Source organism: Belnapia sp. (genome assembly GCF_059504005.1).
This window is the reverse complement of the sequence record NZ_JCACHU010000157.1, coordinates 26,325-42,943: the sequence shown is the minus strand read 5'-3', so window position 1 is coordinate 42,943 and position 16,619 is coordinate 26,325. Positions and strand designations below refer to the sequence as shown.

Sequence of the window (16,619 nt, the reverse complement as noted above, 5' to 3'; positions counted from 1 at the left end):
GGATCGCGGCGCCACAGATCCGACCCCCCGGAGGCCAGCATGCCGGATGCGATGACCGACCGCGACAGCCCCTTCATGCCGGGTCCCCGCCTCGAGATTGGAGGCGCGCCGGGCGGCCCGCTGGCCGGGCTCGGCTTCGCGGTGAAGGACCTCTTCGACGTCGCCGGCGAGCCGACGGGCTACGGTAGTCCCGCCTGGGCCCGCACCAACCCGCCCGCCGCGGCGACGGCGCCCGTCATCCAGGCCCTGCTCCAGGCCGGCGCCAGGCTGCAGGGCAAGACCAAGACGGTGGAGCTCGCCTATGGGCTCACCGGCGAGAATGTCTGGTACGGCACGCCCCGCAACCCGGCGGCGCCGGACCGCTTTCCCGGCGGCTCCTCCTGCGGCTCAGCCGCCGCCGTCGCCGCGGGCCTCGTCGACTTCGCCATGGGCTCGGACACCGGCGGCTCCGTCCGCATCCCGGCCAGCTATTGCGGCATCTTCGGCATCCGGCCGAGCTGGGGTGCGGTCAGCCTCGCCGGCGCCCGCGGCCTCGGCCCGAGCTTCGACACGCCGGGCTGGTTCGCCGGCCGCGCCTCCGTCCTCGCCCGCGTCGGCGCCGTGCTGCTGCCAGAGGACGGCACGGGCCCCGGCCTCGGCCCGCTGCTGCGCGTGGACGATGCCTGGATCAACGCCGTCCCGCCCACCGTCGTGGCGCTGGCCGAGCCGATGCTGGCCCTTGAGCGCCTGCTCGGCCGCGCGCTCCGCGTCGATGTCGCCCCGGAAGGCCTCGATGCGCTCTACGAGCATTTCCGCTGCGTCCAGGCCGAGGAAGCCTGGGCGACGCTCGGCTCCTGGGTCGAGGCGACGCGGCCCGAATTCGGCCCCGGCGTCGCCGAGCGTTTCGCGGCCGCCCGCGCGATGGACCCGGCCAAGGCCGCCGCCGGCCGCGCCTTCCGCCGCGGCTTCCAGGCGCGGATGCGCGCGCTGTTGGCCGGCGGCGCCGTCCTCGCCTACCCGACCTCGCCAGTGCCGGCGCCGAGGCTCGGCGCCAGCCCGGCCGAGCAGAACGCCATCCGCGAGCGGACCATGGGCGTCACCGCCATCGCCGGCCTCGCCGGCCTGCCGGAGGTGAGCCTGCCCGTCGGCCGCGCCGAGGGCGCCCCGGTCGGCCTCTCCCTGGTCGCCGCCGCGGGCCGGGACCGCGCGCTTCTGGCGCTGGCCGAGCGCCTCGCCGCGGAACTCGGGCTGCCTGTCTGAGTCGAATGCTTGTCCCACCCGGCCCCCGCGGTTAGGACGAGGGCGCAATCGATTCTCCTGCCAGGACAAGCTGCATGATCATCCGTGATGCCGGCCCCGACGACCTTCCGGCCATCACCGCCATCTATGCCCATCACGTCCAGCACGGCGCCGGGACCTTCGAGGAGGTGCCGCCCGACGAGGCCGAGATGGCGCGCCGCCTCTCCGACGTGCAGTCCCGCGGCTGGGCCTGGCTTGTCGCCGAGGCGGAGGCGGGGGAGGGCAGCGGCATCATCGGCTTCGCCTATTACGCCCAGTTCCGCGACCGCTCCGCCTATCGCTACACGGCGGAGGACAGCATCTATGTCCGCAACGACGTCCGCGGGCAGGGCGTCGGCAAGGCGCTGGTCGCGGCGCTGCTGGAACGCGCCGCGGAGGCCGGCTTCCGCCAGATGTTCGCCCTCATCGGCGACAGCGACAATGTCGGCTCCATCGGCCTGCATGTCTCCCTCGGCTTCCGCCAGGCCGGCGTGCTGAAGGCGGCCGGGATCAAGTTCGGCCGCTGGGTCGACCTGGTCTTCATGCAGCGCGGCATCGGCCTCGCGGACCGCGACCTTCCGGGCTGACATCGCGGGCGAAGTCCAGCATGCTTCCTGCCTCGGCAGGGATGGATGCCATGGTGGAGAGCACCGGCCCGGCGATCCGGGCCTTCTTCGATGCGGCGACCAACACGGTCAGCTACCTGGTCTGGGACAGGGCGAGCGGCGAGGGCGCCGTCATCGACCCGGTGCTCGACTGGGAGAACCGCGCCGGCACCGCCGACACCGCCGGCGCCGACGCCATCCTTCGGGCGGCGGAAGAGGAGGGCGCACGGCTCGCCTGGGTGCTGGAGACCCATGTGCATGCCGACCACCTCACCGCCGCACCCTACATCAAGGCCCGCACCGGCGCGCGGATCGGCATCGGCGAGGGGATCCGCGATGTCCAGGCGATCTTCCGCCCGGTCTTCGATGCCGGCGACCTGGCGCCGGACGGCGGCGACTTCGACCACCTCTTCGCCGATGGCGAGCGCTTCCGCCTCGGCGGCCTCGAGGCCGAGGTAATCCACGTCCCCGGCCACACCCCCGCCTGCATCGCCTACCGCATCGGCGACGCCGCCTTCATCGGCGACACGCTCTTCATGCCCGATTACGGCACCGCCCGCTGCGACTTCCCCGGCGGCGACGCCCGCACCCTCTGGCGCAGCATCCGCCGCCTGCTCGCCCTGCCGCCGGAGACGCGGCTCTTCACCGCGCATGACTACAAGGCGCCCGGGCGGGACCACTTCGCCTGGGAGAGCACCGTCGCCGAGCAGCGCGCCCGCAACCCGCATGTACGAGATGGAGTCACGGAGGAGGAGTTCGTCGCCATGCGCGAGGGCAAGGACGCCAAGCTCCCGCTGCCCCTGCTGCTGCTGCCCTCGATCCAGGTGAACATGCGCGCCGGGCGCTTCCCGCCGGCCGAGAGCAACGGGGTGCGCTATATGAAGATCCCGGTCGTGCTGCGCGGCGGGCTACACGGTCAGTAGCCGCCGCACCGCCTCGTCCTCCAACGCCTCGACCGGGCCGCCGAGCGCCACCTCGCCGCGCACCATCACCACGATGCGGTCGGCCAGCTCGCGGGCGAATTCGAAATACTGCTCGACCAGCACCAGGGCGATGCCCTTCTCCCGCGCCAGCAGGCGGATCACCCGGGCGATGTCCTTGATGACGGAGGGCTGGATGCCCTCGGTCGGCTCATCGAGGATCAGCAGGCGGGGCCGCGCCGTCAGCGCCCGCGCGATGGCGAGCTGCTGCTGCTGCCCGCCCGAGAGGTCGCCGCCGCGGCGCTTCAGGAACTGCTTCAGGATGGGGAAGAGGGCGAAGATCTCATCCTCCGGCACCTTGCTCCCGCGCGGCGCCGCGGCGAGCGCCGTCTCCAGGTTCTCCTGCACAGTGAGGAAGGGGAAGATCTCCCGCCCCTGCGGCACGTAGCCGATGCCCGCCCGCGCCCGCTCCGCCGGCGCCATCCCGGCGACGTCGCGGCCCTCCCACAGGATCCGCCCGCCCTGGATGCGTTCCAGCCCGACGATCGCCCGCATCAGCGAGGACTTGCCGACGCCGTTCCGCCCCAGCACGCAGGTGATCCGCCCCGGATCGGCCTCCAGCGAGACGCCGCGCAGGCAGCGCGAGGCGCCGTAGGAAAGATCGATGGCCTCGACCTTGAGCATCGCCTAGCGCCCCAGATAGACTTCGATGACCCGCGGGTCGTTCTGCACATGGTCGATGCTGCCCTCGGAGAGCATCGAGCCCTCGCAGAGCACCGTCACCTTGCTACCCAGCGCCCGCACGAACTCCAGGTCGTGCTCGACGACGACGACGCTCCGCTGTCCCGCGATGCGGAGGAGGAGGGCGGCAGTATGCTCCGTCTCCTGATCGGTCATGCCCGCCACCGGCTCGTCCACTAGCAGCAGCTCCGGGTCCTGCATCAGCAGCATGCCGATCTCAAGCCATTGCCGCTGGCCGTGGCTGAGGATCGCGGCCCGGTCCTGCGCCCGGGCGGAAAGGCCGACCTCCTCCATCACCGCCTCGATCCGCCGGCGCGCCTCGCCGGTGAGCACCCAGCGCAGGCAGGCGATGGGCCCCCGCGGCGCCTTCAGGGCGAGCTCCAGGTTCTCAAAGACCGTCAGCGCATCGAACATCGTCGGCTTCTGGAACTTCCGCCCGATGCCGAGATTGGCGATGCTCGCCTCGTCGAGCCTGGTCAGGTCATGCTCGCGGAAGCGCACCACGCCCGCCGTCGGCCGCGTCTTGCCGGTGATGACATCCATCATCGTCGTCTTGCCGGCGCCGTTCGGCCCGATGATGGCGCGCAACTCCCCCGCATCGACGATGAGGGAGAGGTTGTTCAGCGCCCGGAACCCGTCGAAGACGACCGAGACGCCGTCGAGATAGAGGACCGGCTCGCTCATCGCTCTGCCCTCGAGAACAACCCGATCAACCCGCGCGGCAGGAAGAGCGTCACCGCGACGAAGAGCCCGCCCAGCGCGAAGAGCCAGAGATCCGGTGCCACGGTCGTCAGCCAGGTCTTCAGCGCATTGACCGAGAAGGCGCCGAGCAGCGCGCCCACCAGCGTCCCCCGCCCGCCGACCGCGACCCAGATCACCGCCTCGATGCTGTTCCCCGGGCTGAACTCGCCCGGGTTGATGATGCCGACCTGCGGCACGTAGAGCGCACCAGCCAGCCCCGCGATCATCGCCGAGAGCACGAAGACGAAGAGCTTGTGCTGCGTCACGTCATAGCCGAGGAAGCGCACCCGGCTCTCCGCATCGCGAATGGCGACCAGCACCCGCCCGAGCTTCGAGCGCACGACCATTGAACACAGCCACAGCGCCCCGAGCAGCAGCAGCAGCGAGGCATAGAACAGCGCGCTCCGGGCGGCGGGCGTGTTGAACGGCATCCCCAGCAGCTCCTTGAAGTCGGTGAAGCCGTTATTGCCGCCGAAGCCCATGTCGTTGCGGAAGAAGGCCAGCATCAGCGCGTAGGTCAGCGCCTGGGTGATGATGGAGAGGTAGACGCCCGTGATCCGGCTGCGGAAGGCGAGGTAGCCGACGACGCCCGCCAGCGCCCCCGGCACCGCCACCGCCATCAGGATGGCGAAGGGGAAGTGGTCGAAGCCAAGCCAATACCAGGGCAGTTCCTTGTAGCCGAGGAAGACCATGAAGTCCGGCAGCACCGGATGGCCGTAGACGCCCCGCGGCCCGATCAGCCGCATCAGGTGCATGCCGATCGCATAGCCGCCGAGCGCGAAGAAGGCGCCATGCCCGAGCGAGAGGATGCCGGCATAGCCCCAGGCCAGGTCGATGGCGAGGGCCAGGATCGCATAGGTGATCCACTTGCCGGTGACGGTGACGATGAAGTCGGAGACATGCAGCGCATTCTCCGCCGGCAGCCGGTTCAGCGCCGGCAGCGCCGCCAGCACCAGCACGGCGCCGACCAGCACCAGCCGCAGCGTCAGCCGCCCGAACCCGCCCGGCGCGGGCGCCGCCAGGGACGCGCTCATGATTCCGCCGCCCTGCCCTTGAGTGCGAAGAGCCCCCGCGGCCGCCGCTGGATGAACAGCATGATGGCGATGAGGACGAAGACCTTGGCCAGCACCGCCCCCGCATAGGGCTCCAGCACCTTGTTGACGACGCCGAGCGTCAGCGCCCCGACCAACGTCCCCGCCAGCGAGCCGACGCCGCCGAAGACGACGACCATGAAGCTGTCGATGATGTAGCCCGTGCCGAGATTGGGCGAGACATTGTCGATCTGGCTCACCGCCACCCCGGCCATGCCCGCGATGCCCGACCCGAAGGCAAAGGTCAGGGCATCCACCCGCCCCGTGCGGATGCCCATGGTCGCCGCGATCCGCCGGTTCTGCACCACCGCCCGCATCTCGAGCCCGAAGCGGGTGAAGCGGATGGCCGCGACCACCAGCAGCAGCACGGCGACGCCGAAGACGATGATCCAGAGCCGGTTCTGCGTCACCGCGATGCCGCCCGGCAGCATCAGCGTTCCCTGCATCCAGGCCGGCGAGGTGACCTCGCGGTTCTGCGCCCCGAAGATGGTCCGCACCGCCTGCTGCAGCATCATCCCCACGCCGAAGGTCATCAGCAGCGTCTCGAGCGGCCTTCCGTAGAGATGCCGGATCAGCCCCCGCTCCAGCACCGCCCCCGCCGCCGCCGCGACCAGGAAGGCCGCCGGCACCGAGAGGGGCAGGGACCAGGGCGCCAGCCAGGGGATGCCGCGGCAGGCCTCCTGCACCAGGAAGGTCGCATAGGCGCCGAGCATGACGAACTCGCCATGCGCCATGTTGATCACGCCCATCACCCCGAAGGTGACGGCAAGGCCAAGTGCGGCCAGCAGCAGGACCGAGCCGAGGGAGAGGCCCTGGAACAGCGTCTCCGCCGCCCGTCGAAGCGAGAGCGCCCGGTCGATGGTGGCGACCGAGACGTCGATCGCCGTCGCCATCCCCGGATTGGCCGCCCGCGCCTCCAGCAGCAGCGCCCGCGCCTCGACCGTGCCCGCCGCGCCGAGCCGCGCGACCGCCGCCCGCTTCGCCTCCTCATCCGGGGCGACGAGTTGCGCCGCGGCCAGCGCCAGCACCATCTTCGCGCGCACCGCTGCATCCGCCTCGCGCCCGATGGCGGCCTGCAGCAGCGGCACGTCCTCGGCGCTCCGCGCGCGGAAGATGGCCTCCGCCGCCGCGCCGCGCTCCGCCGCATCCGGCGAGACGAGCTGCAGCCGCCCGAGCGCCCCGCGCAGTGCCTGCCGCACCCGGTTGTTCAGCCGCACCGTCTCCGCCGCCGGGGCATCGACAGCCCGCCCCGTCGCTGCATCCAGGCCGCCGGGCAGCAGCACCCGGCCATCGGCCGTCTTCTGCAGCCTGCCCTCCTGCAGCGCCCGCAGCACGGGCAGCGCCCGCGGGTCGCCGAGCGCGCCGAGCTGCTCGACCGAGGTGGCGACGTCGCCGAAGCCGCCGGCAAGGCCAGGCAGGGCGGCGGTGAAGGCGTCCTGCGCCCGGGCCGGCAGCGCCAGCCAGAGCACCAGGCCCAGGGCCAGGAAGAACTGTCTCATATCGACTTTCAGGACGAGGCGGCGCCGGAGCCTCCCGGCGCCGCCGCCAGGCTCAGCGACGCCGGTTGGCATTCTCGGGGATGAAGGGCGACCAGTTCTCCGCCTTCACCGCATCCGGCGTCTTCCAGACGATGTTGAACTGCCCATCCTCCTGCACCTCGCCGATCAGCACCGGCTTCGAGAGGTGATGGTTCGGCAGCATCTCCTCCTCATAGCCGCAGGGGGCCATCAGCTTCTGGCCGATCATCGCCGCGCGGACATCGTCGACCTTGGTGGACTTGGCCTTGTCGACAGCCTGGGTCCACATGCGGAAGCCGGTATAGGTGGCCTCCATCGGGTCGTTGGTCACGCGCTTCGGGTTCTTGATGTAGCTCTGCCAGAGCTGCTTGAACTCGGTGTTCGGCGTGCCGGGGACGGACATGAAGTAGTTCCACGCCGCCAGGTGGCCGACCAGCGGCTTGGTGTCGATGCCCGCCAGCTCCTCCTCGCCGACCGAGAAGGCGATGCAGGGGATGTCCTCGGCCTTGATGCCCTGGTTGCCGAGCTCGCGGTAGAAGGGGACGTTGGCGTCGCCGTTGATGGTCGAGACGATCGCCGTCTTCTTGCCCTCGGAGGCGAAGCGCTTCACCCGCGCGACGATGCCCTGCCAGTCGCTGTGGCCGAAGGGCGTGTACTCCTCCATGATGTCGCCCTCGCCGATCCCCTTGGACTGGAGGAAGCCGCGCAGGATGCGGTTGGTCGTCCGCGGATAGACGTAGTCGGTGCCGAGGAGGGCGATGCGCTTCGCCTCGCCGCCATCCTTCGACATCAGGTACTCGACGGCCGGGATCGCCTGCTGGTTCGGCGCGGCGCCGGTGTAGAAGATGTTCTTGCTCTGCTCCTCGCCCTCGTACTGGACGGGGTAGAAGAGCATGCCGTTCAGCTCCTCGAAGACCGGCAGCACGGATTTGCGCGAGACCGAGGTCCAGCAGCCGAAGGTCACGTCCACCTTGTGGACCTGCAGCAGCTCGCGCGCCTTCTCGGCGAAGAGCGGCCAGTTGGAGGCCGGGTCGACCACCACCGCCTCGACCTTGCGGCCCATCACGCCGCCCTTGGCATTCGCCCAGTCGACCATCATCAGCACCGTGTCGCGCAGCGCCGTCTCGCTGATCGCCATGGTGCCGGAGAGGGAGTGCAGAACGCCGACCTTGATCGGGGTGCCCTGGCCGAAGGCGGGGCGAAGGGCCGGCATGGCGAGCGCGGCGCCGAGGCCGCCCAGCGCCGCGCGCCGCGTGATCGTGGGAGAGGTCGAGGTCACTGGTATTCCTTCCTTCTTCAGGCCTTGGCTCCCGAGCCCGAGGGTTGCACCCCCACGGGTCTCCGAAGCCTGTGCGGCAGGCAGCCGCTTCGCCGCGCAAAGGGCGACGGCGAGCCGCGAAGAAAGGCTTTGCGAGATGCGTGCCAGCGGCCGGGGGCCGGGGTCACGGCGTTGCCACCCCAGTCTGCCTCATAACCGCGCAGATGGACCGCTTTTCATCCCGTCCTGGCGACCGCACGGGCAGGGCGGTTCACCAGCCAGAGGCCGAGCACCACCAGCCCCAGCGCGACGCCGAAGAGCCGCCCGAGCGGCTCCCCCAGCAGCACCGCCCCCGCCATCACCCCGAAGATCGGCGTCAGCACGCTGAAGGCCGCCAGCCGCGAGGCGGAATACTGCGAGACCAGCCAGAACCAGAGGGCGTAGCTGGCCCCCGCAATCCCCGCCGCTTGGTAAAGCAGCGCGCCGATGACGAGCGGCCGCGCATCGATCTGCCAAGCCTCGCCGAGCAGGAGCGAGGCCAGCAGCAGCAGCGGCGCCGAGACGGCGAGCTGGTAGAGCAGCACCAGCATCGCCGGCGCTCGCCGCAGCGCCGAGGCCTTCACCAGCACCGTCGTCGCCCCCCAGAGCGCCCCCGCCAGCAGGCAGAGCAGGTCGCCCAGCAGCGCCTGCTCCCCCGCCGGGGCGAAGAGCCCCTCGATGAAGGCCAGCACCAGCCCGCCGAAGGCCACCAGCAGGCCGATGGCCTTGGCCCGCGTCAGCCGGTCATCCGGGATCAGCCAGTGCGCCCCGAGCGCCACGAAGAAGGGCGCGCCGTAGAGGAAGACGACGCCGCGCGATGCCGTCGTCAGCCCGACCCCAATGAAGAGCGCGACGAATTCAACGGCGAAGAGCAGCCCCGCCAGCACCCCCGGTCCGAGCGTCCCGTCCCGGCGCCAGAGGCCGAAGCCGATCCCCCGCCACCGGCACCAGGCAAGCAGCAGCACGGCCGCGATCAGCGAGCGCAGCCCCGCCTGCAGCACCGGCGGGATGCCCTGGTTGCCGAGCTTCATCGCCACCAGGTTGAGCCCCCATACGAGGCAGAGAAGCAGCATCAGGCCGACGGCCCGTGGCGGAAGGGCGCCGCCGCGCATCGAGTCCAGCATCGCGCGAGGCTGCGTCGCATGGGCTTGCCCGTCCAGCCCGCTTGCCGGGACGGGGAGGGGTGCCTAGGCTCGGCCCATGCTCAAGGCCGCCGTCATCCCCGTCACGCCCTTCCAGCAGAACTGCACCCTGCTCTGGGACGAGGCGAGCCTCCGCGGCAGCGTCATCGACCCGGGCGGGGAGGTGGACCGCATCCTCGCCGCCATCGGCGAGCTGAAGCTGTCCGTCGAGAGTATCCTCCTCACGCATGGCCATATGGACCATGCCGGCGGCGCGGTGGAGCTGAAGGCGGCGCTGCCCGGCACGCCGCCCGTCATCGGCCCCGACCGGCGCGATGCCTTCCTGCTCGAAGGGCTGGAAGAGCAGGCGGCCAAATACGGCATGACCGCCCGCAACCTTGTCCCCGACCAGTGGCTCGCCGAGGGCGACGTGGTCCCGATCGGCGGCAAAGCCTTCGACGTCCTGCACTGCCCGGGCCATACGCCCGGGCATGTCGTCTTCGTCCAGAAGGCATTGCGCGTCGCCGTGGTCGGCGACGTGCTGTTTCGCGGCTCCGTCGGCCGCACCGACTTCGCCTATGGCGACCAGGCAGCCCTGCTTGCGGCGATCCATGGGAAGCTGCTGCCGCTCGGCGACGACATCGCCTTTCTCTGCGGCCATGGCCCCGGCTCGAGCTTCGGCCAGGAGCGGCGCGGCAACCCCTTCCTGCGAAGCTGATCGCCAGGCCGCGTGCCGCCCCGCGACGCTGCCGGCATCGATCGACGCCCTGGGGCTGCGGCGGATGGCAGCGGCCGGCATGCCGCTCGGTCCTCGCCGCTTGCCGCATCGGGTCCCGCTTCTTGCGCGGTTTGCCCCGCCCGGGCTTGCTTGACGGGCCGGTCCGCAAGGCGAATGCTTGCCGCAACGACAGGGACGGGGAAACGCCATGCTCGACCGACGCGGGGTGCTCGCCGCCGCCGGCCTCACGCTGTCCGCCGCCGCCCGCGCCCAGCCGGCCTGGCCTGACCGGCCGATCCGCCTGCTGGTCGGCTTCCCCGCCGGCGGCCCCACCGACTTCGCCGCCCGCCTCCTGCAGGAACCGCTGCAGGCGCTCTGGGGCCAGCCGCTGGTGGTGGAGAACCGCCCCGGCGCATCGCAGAACATCGCCGTCGAGGCGCTGACGAAGTCACCGCCCGACGGCTACACCCTGCTGCTCTGCACCAGCAACCTGACGAGCAACCCCGCCGTCTTCGCCCGCCTGCCCTTCGATACGCTGCGCGACGTCACCCCGATCGTCGTCATCTATTCCTCGCCTACGGTGCTCTTCACCGGCGCCGACCAGCCCTACCGCGATCTGCAGGACGTGATCGCCGCCGCGCGCCGGCAACCGGGCCTGGCCGCCGCGACCTCGGGCGTCGCCACCTCGGGCCACTTCGCCACCGAGATGTTCATGCGCGCGGCGCGGATCGAGCTGACCCATGTGCCCTATCGCGGCGCCGTGCCGGCGATGCAGGACGTGATCGGCGGCCGGGTGCCGATCACCTTCTCGACGCTCTCCGGCGCCATCGGCCTTGCCCGCGACGGCAAGCTCCGCCCGATCGCCATCGCCGCGCCCCGCCGCGCCCGCGCCTTCCCGGATGTGCCGACCATGGCGGAGCAGGGCGTGCCGATCCGCGACACCTCGCCCTGGTACAGCTTCGCCGCGCCCGGCGGCCTGCCCGAAGCGCTCGTCGCCCGCATCGCCTCGGATGTGCAGGGGTTGCTGCGCCGGCCCGAGATCATCGGCCGCATCGAGGAGTCGGGCGGCGTGGTGGAGGGCGAGGGGCCGGCCGAGTTCCGCGAGCGCATCCCGCGCGAGATCGCGGTCAACGCCGAGGTCGCCCGGCTCGCCAACATCCATATCGATTAGCCGGAGGCGGCGAGGCTAGAGCCGGCCGATATGCAGCCCGCCATCGACATGGAAGGCATCGCCGGTGGAGAAAGGGATGGCGCCCGAGAGCAGGCCGGTCACCGCCCGCCCCACGTCCTCTGCCTCGCCCCAGCGGCGGATCGGCGACAGGCCGTCCGCGATGCGCTGGCTGTAGCGTTCGGCCACAGCTTCCGTCATCGCCGTGCGGATGACGCCGGGGCGGACCTCGTAGACGGGGATGCCGTCCTCGGCGAGGCGCAGGGCGAAGCAGCGGGCGACCATGGAAAGCGCGGCCTTGCTCGCGCTGTAATCCGCCCTGTCCGGGCTGGCGAGCACCGCATTGGCCGAGGTGACGAAGACGATGCCGCGCGGCCCGCGCCGCGGCGCCTCCGCCGCCACCATCTGCTTCGCCAGCGCCTGGGTGAGGAAGAAGGGCGCGCGGGTATTGACCGCGAGCGCCCGCTCCCAGCTTTCCGGCGCCAGCTCGAGCAGGTCGCCGCGGACCAGGGTGCCGACGCCGGCATTGTTCACCACCGCCTCGACGCCGCCGCCGATCTCCCAGGCGAGCTCCGCGATCCGCGCCACCGCCTCCGGATCGGCCAGGTCGCAGAAGCGGAAGTCGAAGTCGCCGCCGGCGGCGACCACGGCATGGCCGGTCTCCCGTGCCCCCTCCAGCTCCTTGTCGATGGCGATGATGTCGTAGCCGGCGCCGGCGAGGGCGATGCAGGTCGCCGCCCCCATGCCGCGCCGCGCCCCCGTCACCAGCGCCACCGGCCTCTTGCCGCTCGCCATGCCTTCCTCCGCGCGATCTCCGGGGCGAGGATGGGCGAGGCGCGCGGACAGCGGAAGGGGTGCAGCATGCCGATCACCGGTCGGGCCCGGCTCTTCGCCATCCTCGGCGACCCGGTCGGGGTGGTGCGCTCGCCGGAGTGGTGGAACGCGGCCTTCGCGCGGGCGGGGCTGGATGCGGCCTTCCTGCCGATGGAGGTGGCGGCTGGCGACCTCGCCGCCGCATGGCGGGGGCTTGCGCGCATCCGCAACCTCGACGGGGTCGTGCTCACCATGCCGCACAAGCAGGCGGTGGTGCCGCTGCTCGATGCGCTCGGGCCGCTGGCGCGGCTGGCGGGCGCCGTGAACACCGTGCGGCGGCGGGCTGATGGCAGTTGGGAGGGCGAGATGTTCGACGGCGAGGGCTTCGTCGCCGGGCTCCGCGCCGAGGGGCACGAGCCGGCGGGGATGCGTGCCCTCCAGCTCGGCTGCGGCGGGGCGGGGAGGGCGATCGCCTTTGCCTTGGCGCGGGCGGGGTTGGCCTCGCTCGTCCTCTCCGACCCGGCGCCGGGCCGGGCCGGGGCGCTGGCCGAGGCGGTGGCGGCCGCCTTCCCCGGCTGCGCGGTGGCGACGGGCCCGGCGGATCCGGCGGGGCAGGGCCTCGTCGTCAATGCGACGCCGCTCGGGCTCCGCCCCGGCGATGCGCTGGCGGTGGAGCCGGGGCGGCTCTCGCCCGGCCAGGTGGTGGCGGATGTCGTCCCGAACCCGGAGCGCACGGCGCTGCTGGACGCGGCGGCCGCGGCGGGGTGTGATACCGTCTCCGGCCGCGCGATGTTCGAGGGCCAGGCAAGATTGGCCGCGGCCTTCCTTGGGCTCGCGGAACTGGGAGGGTGATGGCGCCGATGTATGGCCGGTTCCGCCCGATCGACTGCGACCTGCACCCGATGGTGCCGGGCATGACCGCGCTCGCCCCCTATATGGACGAGTTCTGGCGCGACCAGGTGGCGGAGCGGGGGATCACTACCCTCGACACCCAGTCCTGGCCGGTCCGCTCGCCGAAGACCATCCGGGCGGACTGGCGCGGGGCGGATGGGCGCGGCGCGGCGACGGTCGGGCAGCTCCAGGCGCAGTCGCTGGACCGGTTGGGGACGGCGCTCGGCATCCTCAACCCGCTCTATGGCGTGCAGCTCGTCTTCAACGAGGACATGGCCGCGGCCTTCACCCAGGCGCTGAACGACTGGACCCGGGCGGAGTGGCTCGACCGAGACGCGCGGCTGCGGGCCTCCATCGTGCTGCCGCTGCAGAGCGTCGAGGCCGCGGTCGCCGAGATCGAGCGGCTGGCGCCCGACCGGCGCTTCGTCCAGGTGCTGGCGCTGGCGATGGGGGAGGTGCCGCTCGGGCGGCGGCAATTCTGGCCGGTCCTCGAGGCCTGCGTGCGGCACGGGCTGCCGCTCGGCATCCATGCCGGCAGCGCCTACCGGCACCCGCAGACCTCGGTCGGCTGGACCAGCTGGTATCTCGAGGAATACGCAGCCAACCAGCAGGCCTTCCAGAGCACGCTGGCGAGCCTCATCACCGAGGGCGCCTTCTCCAAATTTCCCGACCTGCGGGTGGTGCTGCTGGAATCCGGCGTCTCCTGGCTGCCGAGCTTCCTCTGGCGGCTGCAGAAGACCTGGAAGGGCGTGCGCTTTGAGGTGCCCTGGGTCGACCGGCTGCCGGCGGAGATCGTGCGGGACCAGGTGCGGCTCACCGTCCAGCCGCTGGACGCCCCGGAGGATGGCGCCATCGTGCAGCGGGTGATGGACCAGTTGCGCTCCGATGCGTTGCTGCTCTGGGCCTCCGACTGGCCCCACTGGCAGTATGAGGGGGATGCCGCCATGCCGGCTGGCATCCCGGAGAGCCTCTGGCCGAAGCTCATGCGGGACAACCCGCTCGCCACCTATCAGCGCCTCAGCGAAGGAGTCGTGGCATGAACGTGATCCAGCCGATCGCCGCCCCTGGCAAGCCGACCGCCGCGACGCAGGGCCTGGTGGACGTCGATATCCATCCGCGTCCCGACAACCCGGAGGCCCTGCGGCCCTTCCTCAGCGAGCGCTGGTGGGACCACTTCCAGACCTGGGGAATGCGGGCGCGGCATGGCTTCACCGCGGGGCAGCCGCCCTTCCCGAAGGCGCAGCCCCTGGCCTCGCGGCGCGACGCCTGGCCGCCGACGGGCGGGGCGCCGGCCTCGGACCTCGATTTCCTGCGCTTCCAGCTGCTCGACAATTACGGGATCGACGTCGGGGTGCTGAACCCCTTGCAGCCGAGCGGGCAGGGAGACCGGAACAACGCCTTCTCCGCCGCCATGGCGCATGCGACGAACGAGTGGCAGCTCGAGGCCTGGCTGCGGCGCGAGCCACGGCTCCGCGGCAGCGTCGTCGTGCCCTATGAGGACCCGCAGGCCTCGGCGGCAGAGATCCGGAAACGCGCCGGCGACCCGAATTTCTGCCAGGTGCTGATGATGAGCCGCACGGCGGAGCCGGCCGGCAACCCGCGCTACTGGCCGATCTACGAGGCGGCGGTGGAGGCGGGGCTGCCGGTCGCCTTCCACGCCTTCGGCTATAGCGGCTGGGCGATGACCAATGGCGGCTGGCCCTCCTTCTACATCGAGGAGGTGAGCGAGCATGCGACCTCCTGCCAGAACCAGGTGATCTCCCTCGTCACCGAGGGGGTATTCGAGCGCCTCCCCGGCCTCAAGGTCGTGCTGATCGAGTGCGGCTTCGCCTGGCTGCCCTCGGTCGGCTGGCGGCTCGACAAGCACTGGCGACACCTGAAGAGCGAGGTGCCGCACCTCAAGCGGGCGCCCTCCGAGTACATCCGCGAGCATATCTGGGTCTCGACCCAGCCGATGGAGGAGCCGGAGCGGGGGCAGCATATCCTCGACATCTGCGAATGGGTGGGCTGGGACCGCATCCTCTTCGCCAGCGACTATCCGCACTGGGACTTCGACGACCCGCGCGCGGCCATCCCCGGCGTGATCCCGGCCGAGCGGCGGCAGGCGATCTACGGGGGCAATGCGCGGGCGCTCTACGGCTTCTAAGGCGGTGGCGCGGATCGTGGTGGCGCCGGTGGGGGAGATCCCGGCCGGCGGGCGGAAGCTGGTGGAGGCGGAGGGGAAGCGGATCGTCGTCTTCAACCTCGGCGGCGCCTTCTACGCCCTGAGCGACCGCTGCCCGCACCAGGGCGGCAGCCTCTGCGCCGGGTTGGTCTCGGGCCATGTCGATAGCCCCGAGCCGGGCGTCTACCGCTATGCGCGGCGGGGTGAGATGGTCCGCTGCCCCTGGCATTACTGGGAGTTCGACATCCGCACCGGCAAGTCCTGGTTCGACCCGAAGCGGGTGCAGGTCAGGCAGTTCCCGGCGCAGGTGACGAGCGGGGCGGCGCTGATCGAGGGGCCCTATGTGGCGGAGACCTTCCCCGTGAAGGTCGAGGATGAGTATGTGGTGGTCGAGGCCTGATGGTGGGCCGCCATCTCGCTTCAATTCCCTCAATCGGTTGAGGCTGGCTGTGGCTTTCGTCGCCGATCTTAGTGGTTTGAGCCGTCGACTGAGGAATTGAGGCCGTATAGAGGCACCGTCAAAGGAAGTTGAAGCCGAACCGGCCAGGCTGGCTGGAAAACAGGTTCGGTGCGGATCGCCGCCGGGTTACGGATGGGCAAGATCGATGCAGAAGCATGGACTTCCCAGAGGAAACCCGATGAGCATCCGATTAGGCCGCGCCGGTGCCGACAGCCTGTCCGGGACGGATAGCAACGATCTCCTCACGGGCTTCGGCGGTGCCGACCGCCTGGACGGCCTGGGGGGCCAGGACGCCGTCTTCGGCGGCGACGGCAATGACAGCGTGTTCGGCGGTGCGGGCGACGATCTCGTCTCCGGCGGCGCCGGGGATGATTTGGTCGTGGGCGACGCGTCCGGCGGCGGCCCGAACCCGCCCGAATACGACGGCACGCCAGGCCGCAACCTGCTCCTCGCCGGCGGCGGGAATGACGTCGTCTGGGGCGGCTATGGCGAGGATACCGCCTTCGGCGGCGCGGGGAACGACATCATCATCGGCTGGGGCTACGGCCCGCCAAGCCCCTCCGGTGCCGAGGCTTTCGAGCGGTATGATGGCGACAACTGGCTCCACGGCGGCGCCGGACGGGACAGCATCCGGGGCGGAGGCGGGAAGGATACCATCGAGGGCGGCACAGGAGACGACACGCTGCAGGGCGGGTATGACCTCGATCGCCTGACCGGCGGGGCAGGCGCCGACCGCTTCCTGTTCAATCGGGAGGACATATCCGGAACGACCTTGGATACCGGCATCGGCCCCAGCAACAGGGACATCGTCACCGACTTCCGGCACGCCGATGGCGATGTGCTCGACCTGTCCGGCTACTGCAGCTCCTTCCTGCCCCAGGACACGCCCCCGCCGATCTTCATCGGCACTGAAGCCTTCCGGGTCACCCCGGAGGATGGCTTCCGGATGCAGGTTCGCTACGAGGTGCAGGGCGACCGGACCATCCTGCAGGTCTACACCCAGTTCAACCTGCCACCGCCGGATTACGAGCCGCAGCCAAGGCCGGGCGTATCGCTCGAGATCGAACTCCTCGGCGTACAGGGCATCGCGGCTGATGACGTCTTCCTCGGCTGAG

At 71.2% G+C, this 16,619-nt stretch carries 17 protein-coding genes; 10 read left to right on the top strand and 7 right to left on the bottom strand.

Annotated features, from left to right (window positions below):
• The first annotated feature begins 39 nt into the window (after positions 1 to 39).
• From AC5JJ1_RS23335 to AC5JJ1_RS23325, 3 genes are all read left to right on the top strand, one after another.
• Positions 40 to 1,239, top strand: coding sequence for an amidase (locus tag AC5JJ1_RS23335; RefSeq protein ID WP_495787507.1), 1,200 nt, complete (start codon positions 40 to 42; stop codon positions 1,237 to 1,239).
• Between the two features lie 74 nt (positions 1,240 to 1,313).
• Positions 1,314 to 1,844: a GNAT family N-acetyltransferase gene (locus tag AC5JJ1_RS23330; RefSeq protein WP_495787506.1), complete on the top strand. Its 531-nt coding sequence runs from the start codon at positions 1,314 to 1,316 to the stop codon at positions 1,842 to 1,844.
• A 50-nt stretch (positions 1,845 to 1,894) separates the two neighbouring features.
• Positions 1,895 to 2,785, top strand: a complete 891-nt coding sequence (locus AC5JJ1_RS23325) for an MBL fold metallo-hydrolase (protein WP_495787505.1) — start codon at positions 1,895 to 1,897, stop codon at positions 2,783 to 2,785.
• Here the strand turns inward: AC5JJ1_RS23325 and urtE are convergent.
• From urtE to AC5JJ1_RS23295, 6 genes are all read right to left on the bottom strand, one after another.
• A complete protein-coding gene (gene urtE, locus AC5JJ1_RS23320) occupies positions 2,771 to 3,466 on the bottom strand; it encodes an urea ABC transporter ATP-binding subunit UrtE (RefSeq protein WP_495787504.1) in 696 nt (231 codons plus the stop codon). The two genes, AC5JJ1_RS23325 and urtE, sit on opposite strands and share 15 nt — an antisense overlap.
• 3 nt (positions 3,467 to 3,469) lie before the next feature.
• Positions 3,470 to 4,207, bottom strand: a complete 738-nt coding sequence (urtD, locus tag AC5JJ1_RS23315) for an urea ABC transporter ATP-binding protein UrtD (RefSeq protein ID WP_495787503.1) — start codon at positions 4,205 to 4,207, stop codon at positions 3,470 to 3,472.
• On the bottom strand, positions 4,204 to 5,298 hold the full coding sequence (urtC, locus tag AC5JJ1_RS23310; protein ID WP_495787502.1) for an urea ABC transporter permease subunit UrtC: 1,095 nt from the start codon (positions 5,296 to 5,298) through the stop codon (positions 4,204 to 4,206). Before urtC ends, urtD begins: the two co-directional genes overlap by 4 nt.
• Positions 5,295 to 6,854 (bottom strand): urea ABC transporter permease subunit UrtB, encoded by a 1,560-nt coding sequence (gene urtB, locus AC5JJ1_RS23305; RefSeq protein ID WP_495787501.1) that lies wholly within the window; start codon positions 6,852 to 6,854, stop codon positions 5,295 to 5,297. Before urtB ends, urtC begins: the two co-directional genes overlap by 4 nt.
• A gap of 52 nt (positions 6,855 to 6,906) precedes the next feature.
• Positions 6,907 to 8,151, bottom strand: coding sequence for an urea ABC transporter substrate-binding protein (urtA, locus tag AC5JJ1_RS23300; RefSeq protein WP_495787500.1), 1,245 nt, complete (start codon positions 8,149 to 8,151; stop codon positions 6,907 to 6,909).
• 215 nt (positions 8,152 to 8,366) lie between these two features.
• Complete coding sequence (locus AC5JJ1_RS23295) at positions 8,367 to 9,293, bottom strand: DMT family transporter (RefSeq protein WP_495787499.1); 927 nt, start codon at positions 9,291 to 9,293, stop codon at positions 8,367 to 8,369.
• Between the two features lie 76 nt (positions 9,294 to 9,369).
• Here AC5JJ1_RS23295 and AC5JJ1_RS23290 point away from each other — a divergent pair, with 76 nt between their 5' ends.
• Positions 9,370 to 10,008, top strand: a complete 639-nt coding sequence (locus AC5JJ1_RS23290) for an MBL fold metallo-hydrolase (protein WP_495787498.1) — start codon at positions 9,370 to 9,372, stop codon at positions 10,006 to 10,008.
• Positions 10,009 to 10,216: 208 nt separating this feature from the next.
• Entirely contained in the window at positions 10,217 to 11,179 is a 963-nt protein-coding gene (locus tag AC5JJ1_RS23285) for a Bug family tripartite tricarboxylate transporter substrate binding protein (RefSeq protein WP_495787497.1), read from the top strand.
• 15 nt (positions 11,180 to 11,194) lie between these two features.
• Here the strand turns inward: AC5JJ1_RS23285 and AC5JJ1_RS23280 are convergent, their stop codons facing one another.
• On the bottom strand, positions 11,195 to 11,971 hold the full coding sequence (locus tag AC5JJ1_RS23280) for a 3-ketoacyl-ACP reductase (protein WP_495787496.1): 777 nt from the start codon (positions 11,969 to 11,971) through the stop codon (positions 11,195 to 11,197).
• A gap of 66 nt (positions 11,972 to 12,037) precedes the next feature.
• Between AC5JJ1_RS23280 and AC5JJ1_RS23275 the strand changes: the two genes are divergently transcribed.
• The 5 genes from AC5JJ1_RS23275 (at position 12,038) to AC5JJ1_RS23255 (ending at position 16,618) form a co-directional block, all read left to right on the top strand.
• Positions 12,038 to 12,841: a shikimate dehydrogenase family protein gene (locus tag AC5JJ1_RS23275; protein ID WP_495787495.1), complete on the top strand. Its 804-nt coding sequence runs from the start codon at positions 12,038 to 12,040 to the stop codon at positions 12,839 to 12,841.
• Entirely contained in the window at positions 12,841 to 13,920 is a 1,080-nt protein-coding gene (locus AC5JJ1_RS23270; protein ID WP_495787708.1) for an amidohydrolase family protein, read from the top strand. Before AC5JJ1_RS23275 ends, AC5JJ1_RS23270 begins: the two co-directional genes overlap by 1 nt.
• Entirely contained in the window at positions 13,917 to 15,026 is a 1,110-nt protein-coding gene (locus tag AC5JJ1_RS23265; protein ID WP_495787494.1) for an amidohydrolase family protein, read from the top strand. The genes AC5JJ1_RS23270 and AC5JJ1_RS23265 overlap by 4 nt, the downstream gene beginning before the upstream one ends.
• The gene (locus AC5JJ1_RS23260) at positions 15,001 to 15,444 is read left to right on the top strand and encodes a Rieske (2Fe-2S) protein (protein ID WP_495787493.1); all 444 of its coding nucleotides are present in this window, start codon (positions 15,001 to 15,003) and stop codon (positions 15,442 to 15,444) included. Before AC5JJ1_RS23265 ends, AC5JJ1_RS23260 begins: the two co-directional genes overlap by 26 nt.
• Before the next feature lie 238 nt (positions 15,445 to 15,682).
• Positions 15,683 to 16,618, top strand: a complete 936-nt coding sequence (locus AC5JJ1_RS23255) for a calcium-binding protein (protein ID WP_495787492.1) — start codon at positions 15,683 to 15,685, stop codon at positions 16,616 to 16,618.
• The last annotated feature ends 1 nt before the right edge of the window (position 16,619 follow it).

Coding starts and splice junctions, on each gene's coding strand:
- urtB (WP_495787501.1), bottom strand. CDS start 6,854: ATGAGACAGTTCTTCCTGGCCCTGGGCCTGGTGCTCTGGCTGGCGCTG.
- AC5JJ1_RS23280 (WP_495787496.1), bottom strand. CDS start 11,971: ATGGCGAGCGGCAAGAGGCCGGTGGCGCTGGTGACGGGGGCGCGGCGC.
- urtE (WP_495787504.1), bottom strand. CDS start 3,466: ATGCTCAAGGTCGAGGCCATCGATCTTTCCTACGGCGCCTCGCGCTGC.
- AC5JJ1_RS23330 (WP_495787506.1), top strand. CDS start 1,314: ATGATCATCCGTGATGCCGGCCCCGACGACCTTCCGGCCATCACCGCC.
- AC5JJ1_RS23285 (WP_495787497.1), top strand. CDS start 10,217: ATGCTCGACCGACGCGGGGTGCTCGCCGCCGCCGGCCTCACGCTGTCC.
- AC5JJ1_RS23270 (WP_495787708.1), top strand. CDS start 12,841: ATGGCGCCGATGTATGGCCGGTTCCGCCCGATCGACTGCGACCTGCAC.
- AC5JJ1_RS23255 (WP_495787492.1), top strand. CDS start 15,683: ATGAGCATCCGATTAGGCCGCGCCGGTGCCGACAGCCTGTCCGGGACG.
- AC5JJ1_RS23290 (WP_495787498.1), top strand. CDS start 9,370: ATGCTCAAGGCCGCCGTCATCCCCGTCACGCCCTTCCAGCAGAACTGC.
- urtD (WP_495787503.1), bottom strand. CDS start 4,207: ATGAGCGAGCCGGTCCTCTATCTCGACGGCGTCTCGGTCGTCTTCGAC.
- AC5JJ1_RS23260 (WP_495787493.1), top strand. CDS start 15,001: ATGCGCGGGCGCTCTACGGCTTCTAAGGCGGTGGCGCGGATCGTGGTG.
- urtC (WP_495787502.1), bottom strand. CDS start 5,298: ATGAGCGCGTCCCTGGCGGCGCCCGCGCCGGGCGGGTTCGGGCGGCTG.
- AC5JJ1_RS23335 (WP_495787507.1), top strand. CDS start 40: ATGCCGGATGCGATGACCGACCGCGACAGCCCCTTCATGCCGGGTCCC.
- AC5JJ1_RS23275 (WP_495787495.1), top strand. CDS start 12,038: ATGCCGATCACCGGTCGGGCCCGGCTCTTCGCCATCCTCGGCGACCCG.
- AC5JJ1_RS23295 (WP_495787499.1), bottom strand. CDS start 9,293: ATGCTGGACTCGATGCGCGGCGGCGCCCTTCCGCCACGGGCCGTCGGC.
- AC5JJ1_RS23265 (WP_495787494.1), top strand. CDS start 13,917: ATGAACGTGATCCAGCCGATCGCCGCCCCTGGCAAGCCGACCGCCGCG.
- AC5JJ1_RS23325 (WP_495787505.1), top strand. CDS start 1,895: ATGGTGGAGAGCACCGGCCCGGCGATCCGGGCCTTCTTCGATGCGGCG.